The organism is Sphingomonas sp. FUKUSWIS1 (assembly GCF_000733135.1).
Classification (GTDB): domain Bacteria; phylum Pseudomonadota; class Alphaproteobacteria; order Sphingomonadales; family Sphingomonadaceae; genus Sphingomonas; species Sphingomonas aerolata.
Genome location: NZ_JPJC01000276.1, coordinates 43,950 through 50,232, shown reverse-complemented (window position 1 = coordinate 50,232; position 6,283 = coordinate 43,950). Strand labels below are relative to the sequence as shown.

Genomic DNA, 6,283 nt, shown 5'->3' with positions numbered 1-6,283 from the left:
GGGCGCCGGTGGGGTCGACTGCTGCGACGCGGCGTCCGACGTCTGGCCCGCCTCCTGCGCGACCGCGGGCGGCGCCAGCGCCAGGCCAGCCGGCACGATCAGAAGCGCGCGGCGCCATTGTATGCTCATCGTCGAAAATTCCCTCCTGCAACGCTAGCGCGGGGAGGCCGAACGAACCGCGGCGGCAAGCCGCCATGCGATGAGCCGCGCCGCGAGGGCGACCAGATGATCGTCCGCATCGCGAACCGCTGGCCTTCAGATCACGCGGACGTGCGCGAAGCTCCCCGCCGCCATCGGCCGACCCCAGTAGAAGCCCTGTGCACAGCGAGCGCCCAGGTCGCGGGCGATCGCGAGATGCTCTTCGGTCTCGACCCCCTCGACGACCGTGCTCAGCCCTCGCGCGTGGCAGGACCGGACGACCTCGCGCAGTATGCCGAGTTCGTGCACGTGGCGTGCGCAATGGCCGAAAAAGTCCTTGTCGATCTTCAGCTCGGCGATCGGCAGCGTGAAGACGCGATCGAAATTCGTCGCCCCCTTGCCGAAATCGTCGAGCGAGAACACCACGCCCAGATCGCGCAACCCGTTCATGTCGCGGACCAGCCGCTGGGTATCGACCGGCCGGGCATCCTCGGTGATCTCGATGATCAGGACGCCCCGTCCCGGCCCGTTCGACGCGACGCCGCGCCGGCGCAATTCATCGCCCAGCGCCGCCTGGAACAGCGGATCGGCCAGCACCGCCTGGCTGCAGTTGATCGCGACCGGCGCGGACCGTTGCTCGACGCTCAGCGCAAGCCAGAGGTCGAGCGCGGCGGTGACCGCCTTCATCGTCGCTGCCGCCTCGATCCCCGCATCGGTCATCGCGGCGAACAGCCATTCGGGGTTCACCCCCGGGATGTTGCGCAGCCGGGCGAGCGCTTCATAGCCGGCAACCTGATCGGTCGTCAGGTCGATCTTGGGCAGGAACTCGTAATGCAGGTTAGGCAGCAGCCGCGATCCTGCAAGCAGCGCCGAGATCATGCGCCGATCGCCCGCAGCGTCATCCGAACGGCCCGTCCCGGTCGCGAGCGACGCGAGGATCGCGGTGAGGGCGCCGATCTTGTAGGTCCGTTCGAGCGACCCGACGAGCGGATGCTCGCCGATCGTCGCCTCGCCGAGGACGGCGGACGGATATTCGCCCGGCGGCCGCAACTCGATCACCGGGCAGATCCGGCCCTCGTGCCCGATCTGATCGAGCACGGTGATCAGATCGTCGCCACGCGATTGCGCGTCGGCAATCACGACGTCAGGCGCGAACGCCGTTCCCGCCGCGATCTCCGCCGCATGACCGATCCAGGCGACGGCATAGCCACGGGACCGCAGTTCCGCGTGCGCCTGGCACGATGCCGCGTCGGCGGCATGGACGAACAGCAGTCGCGGCAGAACCGCGCTCCCGTCCCCCGCCACAGGCAGACAAGCGGAGGCCGGGCTTGCCAGCCCCGGGCCGAAACCTGCTGCCGCACCCGGTGGGGGCGCCAGACTGGGATCGGCGCTCACGCGGACGGGTCCGACCGGGCGGCTATCGACATGGGCGTGAACTCGGCAATAGGGTGGACGCTGACGAATGACGGCTGAACGCCACCGGCAAGGCCCGCCGTGCGGCGGATTCAATCCCGGTAGCCAATTGGTATCTACTAATCCTGATCAGCACTGTCATCCCCGCGAACAGCGCCGCACCCGCACCAGGTCGCTCGTCGCCCAATAAGCCGTTGCGTGGCATTGTGATTTTATTACAAATATTTTTCCACGGGCCGTTGCGCCGCGCTCGCCTGGCCGCGAGGGCATCCCGTCTTCGACATTTACCACGCGCGACCGGACCGCTTTGACAAGCGCCGGCCACCGTCCTATATGAGCCTCTCACCACAGCATCCGGGAAATGACAGGCCGTCGCGCAGCATGTCGATCGTATTGGATGCCGGGGTTTCATTCGCCGAAAGCCGCCGCAGGTGATTGCGCGCGGCCTTTTTGCGTTACTGCACGCCCCGTCCGGGGGTTCCCGGGCACGAAATTACGGCTGACCCGTCAGTTTATTGAGGGCAAATAACCTATGGCTTCCAAGGCGATCAACGAGGGCGCTGCCAAGCAGCGTCGCGACGGCGGCACCGCAAAGCGTCGCATCCGCAAGGTCTTCGGCAACATCCACGAAGTCGTGCAGATGCCGAACCTGATCGAGGTCCAACGCGAGAGCTACGAGCAGTTCCTGCGCTCCGACAAGTCGATCGGCCATGTCTCGGGCCTCGAGAAGACGCTGCGTAGCGTGTTCCCGATCCAGGATTTCGCTGGCACCGCCTATCTTGATTTCGACGACTACGTCCTTGAACCGCCAAAGTTCGACGTCGAGGAATGCCGCCAGCGCGGGATCACCTATGCCGCGCCGATGCGCGTCACGCTGCGCCTGACCGCGTTCGAGGTCGATCCCGATACCGAGGCCAAGTCGGTCATCGATATCAAGGAGCAGGACGTGTACATGGGCGACATGCCGCTCATGACCGAGAACGGCACCTTTTTCATCAACGGCACCGAGCGCGTCATCGTCAGCCAGATGCACCGTTCGCCGGGCGTCCTGTTCGACCACGATCGCGGCAAGACGCACGCATCGGGCAAGTATCTGTTCGCGGCCCGCGTGATCCCGTATCGCGGCTCGTGGCTCGATTTCGAGTTCGACGCGAAGGACATCGTCAACGTCCGCATCGATCGCAAGCGCAAGCTGCCGGTCACGGCGCTGCTCTACGCGCTCGGCATGACGTCGGAAGAGATCCTCAACTACTTCTACAACCGCGTGACGTTCGTCCGCGGCCAGGGTGGCTGGATCGTTCCGTTCCAGGTCGAGAACTGGCGTGGCCAGAAGCCGATGTTCGACATCGTCGATGCGAAGACCGGCGAAGTCGTGTTCCCGAACGGCCAGAAGATTTCCCCACGCGCCGCAAACAAGGCGTTCAAGGACGGTCTGACCGACCTGCTGATCCCGACCGAGGAAATCTTCGGCCGCTATTCGGCCTACGATCTGATCGACGAGTCGACCGGCCGCATCTACATCGAAGCCGGTGACGAAGTGACCGCCGAGAACCTCGAATTGCTCGACCAGGCAGGCATCGAGCGTCTCGACCTGCTCGACATCGATCACGTCGCGACCGGCCCGTGGATCCGCAACACGCTCAAGGTCGACAAGGCCGAGGAGCGCGAGCAGGCGCTGTCCGACATCTACCGCGTGATGCGCCCCGGCGAGCCGCCGACGCTGGAGACCGCCGAGGCGCTGTTTTCGGGTCTGTTCTTCGATCCGGATCGCTACGACCTGTCGGCCGTGGGCCGCGTGAAGCTCAACATGCGTCTCGACCTCGACGTCGAGGACACCGTCACGACGCTGCGTACCGAGGACATTCTCGAGGTCATCAAGACGCTCGTGAACCTCAAGGACGGCAAGGGCGAGATCGACGATATCGACAACCTCGGTAACCGTCGTGTCCGTTCGGTCGGCGAGCTGCTCGAGAACCAGTATCGCGTCGGCCTGCTCCGCATGGAGCGCGCCGTGAAGGAGCGCATGTCGTCGGTCGACGTCTCGACCGTCATGCCGAACGACCTGATCAACGCGAAGCCGGCGGTTGCCGCGGTCCGCGAATTCTTCGGCTCGTCGCAGCTGTCGCAGTTCATGGATCAGACCAACCCGCTGTCGGAAGTCACCCACAAGCGTCGCGTGTCGGCACTTGGACCAGGTGGTCTGACGCGTGAGCGCGCCGGCTTCGAAGTTCGCGACGTTCACCCGACGCACTATGGCCGCATCTGCCCGATTGAGACGCCGGAAGGCCCGAACATCGGTCTGATCAACAGCCTTGCGTCGTTCAGCCGCGTCAACAAGTACGGCTTCATCGAGACCCCGTACCGCAAGGTCGTCGACCACAAGGTGACCGACGACGTCGTGTACCTGTCGGCGATGGAAGAGGCCAAGCACACGATCGCGCAGGCCAACGCCGATCTGACCGGTGACGGCGGCTTCACCGAGGAACTCGTCTCGTCGCGTCAGGCGGGCGAATTCCTGATGGCGCTGCCCGACAACATCACGCTGATGGACGTCAGCCCCAAGCAGCTCGTCTCGGTCGCCGCATCGCTCATTCCGTTCCTGGAAAACGATGACGCCAACCGCGCGCTGATGGGCTCGAACATGCAGCGTCAGGCCGTGCCGCTCGTCCAGGCCGAGGCGCCGTTCGTCGGCACCGGCATGGAAGAGACGGTCGCACGTGACTCGGGCGCCGCCATCTCGGCCAAGCGTGCGGGCATCGTCGACCAGGTCGACGCGGCGCGTATCGTGATCCGTGCAACCGGCGAAATCGATGCCGGCAAGTCGGGCGTCGACATCTACACGCTGATGAAGTTCCAGCGCTCGAACCAGTCGACCTGCATCAACCAGCGTCCGCTGGTGAAGGTGGGCGATGTGGTCCGTGCCGGCGACGTGCTCGCCGACGGTCCGTCGACCGAATTCGGCGAGCTGGCGCTGGGTCGCAACAGCCTCGTCGCGTTCATGCCGTGGAACGGCTACAACTACGAGGATTCGATCCTGATCTCCGAGCGGATCGTGAAGGACGACGTGTTCACGTCGATTCATATCGACGAGTTCGAGGTGATGGCCCGCGACACGAAGCTCGGGCCTGAGGACATCACGCGCGACATCCCGAACGTCGGCGAGGAAGCGCTTCGCAACCTCGACGAAGCGGGCATCGTTTACATCGGCGCAGAGGTCGAGCCGGGCGATATTCTCGCGGGCAAGATAACGCCCAAGGGTGAATCGCCGATGACGCCGGAGGAGAAGCTTCTCCGCGCGATCTTCGGCGAGAAGGCTAGCGACGTGCGCGACACCTCGCTTCGCCTGCCGCCGGGTGTGTCGGGTACGGTCGTCGATGTTCGCGTCTTCAACCGCCACGGCATCGACAAGGACGAGCGCGCGATGGCGATCGAGCGCGAGGAGATCGAGCGCCTGAAGAAGGATTCGGACGACGAGCGTTCGATCCTGAACCGTGCGACCTGGTCGCGTCTTCGCGAGATGCTGCTCGACCAGACGGCCACTTCGGCGCCCAAGGGCGTCAAGAAGGGCGTCGTGATCGACATGGATCTGCTCGACAGCGTCGACCGCCACGAGTGGTGGAAGTTCGCGGTCGCCGACGACAAGATCCAGAGCGATCTGGAAGCGGTCAAGATCCAGTATGACGATGCCGCCAAGCTGATCACGGACAAGTTCCACGATCGTCGCGAGAAGCTGGAGCGTGGTGACGAGCTGTCGCCGGGCGTGCTGAAGATGGTCAAGGTGTTCGTCGCGGTGAAGCGCAAGCTGCAGCCGGGCGACAAGATGGCTGGCCGTCACGGGAACAAGGGCGTCATCAGCCGCATCCTGCCGGCGGAGGACATGCCGTTCCTCGCCGACGGGACGCCGGTCGATATCGTGCTCAACCCGCTGGGCGTGCCGTCGCGCATGAACGTCGGGCAGATCTTCGAGACGCATCTCGGCTGGGCCGCACGCGGTCTGGGTCAGCAGATCACCCACGCGCTCGAAACTTGGCGCGAGGAGAATCCGGAGGCCAAGGCCGGCGCGATGCCGGAAGCGGTCCGCGATCGTCTCAAGACGGTATATGGCGAGCAGTATCACGAAGAGATCGACGCCCGTTCGGGTGACGAGATCATCGAGCTGGCCAAGAACCTGAAGGGCGGCGTGCCGATGGCGACGCCGGTGTTCGATGGTGCGCGCGAGGCGGACGTGTCGGCGATGCTGGAACTGGCGGGTCTCGACCCGTCGGGCCAGTCGGACCTGTTCGACGGACGTACCGGCGACAAGTTCGATCGCAAGGTGACGGTTGGGTACATCTACATGCTCAAGCTCCACCATCTGGTCGACGACAAGATCCACGCACGGTCGATCGGGCCATACTCGCTCGTCACGCAGCAGCCGCTGGGTGGTAAGGCGCAGTTCGGTGGTCAGCGCTTCGGCGAGATGGAGGTCTGGGCGCTCCAGGCCTACGGCGCGGCGTACACGTTGCAGGAAATGCTCACGGTGAAGTCGGACGACGTGGTCGGCCGCACCAAGGTCTACGAGGCGATCGTCAAGGGTGACGACACGTTCGAGGCGGGCATTCCGGAGAGCTTCAACGTGCTCGTCAAGGAAATGCGCTCGCTGGGCCTGAATGTGGACCTGAAGCAGTCGGAGCCCGGCTTCGACAGCGACGGCATCCAGATCGCGGCGGAGTAACCCCTGTGCCCTCCCCTC

Annotated in this window: 2 protein-coding genes; one reads left to right on the top strand and one right to left on the bottom strand. The window is 64.8% G+C overall.

Annotated features, from left to right (window positions below; genetic code table 11):
• Nucleotides 1-255: 255 nt before the first annotated feature.
• On the bottom strand, nucleotides 256-1,533 hold the full coding sequence (locus sphsw_RS17635; RefSeq protein ID WP_152555548.1) for an EAL domain-containing protein: 1,278 nt from the start codon (nucleotides 1,531-1,533) through the stop codon (nucleotides 256-258).
• 550 nt (nucleotides 1,534-2,083) lie between these two features.
• Here sphsw_RS17635 and rpoB point away from each other — a divergent pair.
• Nucleotides 2,084-6,265, top strand: coding sequence for a DNA-directed RNA polymerase subunit beta (rpoB, locus tag sphsw_RS17630; RefSeq protein ID WP_031393738.1), 4,182 nt, complete (start codon nucleotides 2,084-2,086; stop codon nucleotides 6,263-6,265).
• Nucleotides 6,266-6,283: the final 18 nt, after the last annotated feature.